The sequence below is a fragment of the Synechococcus sp. OH2 genome (assembly GCF_047462155.1).
Taxonomy (GTDB): Bacteria; Cyanobacteriota; Cyanobacteriia; order Thermostichales; family Thermostichaceae; genus Thermostichus.
Window position 1 is genome coordinate 41,443 of record NZ_JANSIR010000111.1, and the last position, 1,591, is coordinate 43,033.

Sequence of the window (1,591 nt, forward strand, 5' to 3'; positions counted from 1 at the left end):
TTAATCTGCGAAATGCCGTAAAACCATGGGTCAGAAGCTTCCAGCCGCAGAAAGGTTCCAGCCTTAAAACTGTTGGGGAAGGTGAGATGCTTCCCGTCTTGTGAGAGTTCCCACCCTGTCGTCTTGTATTCAACCGAGCGGCAGTGCTTCTGGAACTTGGGAAAGCCCTTCTTCCCTGGTTTCTTGGCTTGGCAGTTGTCATAGAAACGCTGGATGGCCGACTAAGCCCGCTCTGCGCTAGCTTGCCTTGCCATTGCGTTGAGCTGAGCTGCTCACTCATATTCTTTGGCCAGCACAGCAGAGAGTTTAGAGAGGTCGTACCGGCCAGCTCCTTGGTTATCCATTCAGTAGCGCAGGCATTTGTTGCGAATAAACTGAGGGGTCTAAACTACCACGAACAAAGATGCAAGTGTAGAGAACGCCTTGGCCGGTTTTGTTTTCTAGAGGATTGGTAAACTCGCCGGTATAGACTGGACTTGTTTGCCGCGCCTTTCATCTCGACGCTGACCTTGCAGCTAGAGCGCAAGCTTTCCCGTCTTGCAAGGTAAAGTAGCGATGGAACTTATCCGTCACCCGCAACCAGGGGGAGCGGCTGCCTTCTTTGCGATAGCGGGTTACAAAGCCCTTTTCCACCAGCTCTGCCACATGTTGGTAAGCACCCTGACCGCGTAACTCCACCAAGTCAGCTTGCGAGAGGGGGCCACGTAGAACGATAGTCGCCAAGGTACGGGTGGCGCCCACCCCGATTTCAGGGGGCAAGAGCTGGTTGGCCAGCTCCAAAAAAGGCTCGCGCAACCGTAGAGCAAACCCCTCCTCCACCTGCAGCACCTCTAGGGCGGAGTCGCGGTGGGCGTAGTCTTCCATCAGCTCCAACAGTGCATCGTAGGCCTCGTCGCGGCTGCACTGGGCCAACTGGGCCAGTGTCGATAGGGCCAACGGCTGCCCCTTCAAGTAGAGGATTGCCTCGATCTGATTTTTTAGGGCTAGGAGACGCCCCCCCTCCATCTCTGAACCGGGGTTCAAAACCGACTTGGAACGACGCGAGGGCATAGCGCCAAGGGATCCGCTAACCTGTCCCGTAGCATAGCAGCAGTTGCAAACTGAGGGATCCCTTTACGAGCTTTCTGAGCCAAAGCGAGAGCCACTATGGTGACGTACTCCCGCCCTCAAGCTGACGCATCGAGTGCGGGTTTCATGGCTTACACCACGCTGCGCGAACAGGGACTCCTGTTATGGCACAGGACGTTTCCTGAGCTTTAGCGCTCCGCGCCGCTGACGCGAACAGAACGGGACGCCCCACCGCCCTGTATTTGATTACGATTAATGAATCTCTTGGTATTCAGGAAACAGAGCCTTGGAGTTCACCAAGTCTCGTTTTTGGGAGTAGAAGGTGGGCTGGTTTTTCAACTGGGGCAGGTGACAGACGGTCAAGGAGCAAGCGTGGATACGCAGCGATTCTGCTCCCACCAGTGGAAGCCCTCTGCCAGGCGATAGTTGTACTGCCTATGCAGCGACTCCAGCCAGCCGTCCATCCAGGCGACTTGCCTGGGAATAGGGCGCAAGCGGCACTGGTAGGCAATTCTCCTGGTGA

1 protein-coding gene is annotated in these 1,591 nt (G+C 55.9%); it reads right to left on the minus strand.

The genetic code is table 11. The features are described from left to right. Positions 1–492 precede the first annotated feature (492 nt). Positions 493–1,050: an SMC-Scp complex subunit ScpB gene (scpB, locus tag NW835_RS11860; RefSeq protein ID WP_414365678.1), complete on the minus strand. Its 558-nt coding sequence runs from the start codon at positions 1,048–1,050 to the stop codon at positions 493–495. Positions 1,051–1,591 lie beyond the last annotated feature (541 nt).

Coding starts and splice junctions, on each gene's coding strand:
- scpB (WP_414365678.1), bottom strand. CDS start 1,050: ATGCCCTCGCGTCGTTCCAAGTCGGTTTTGAACCCCGGTTCAGAGATG.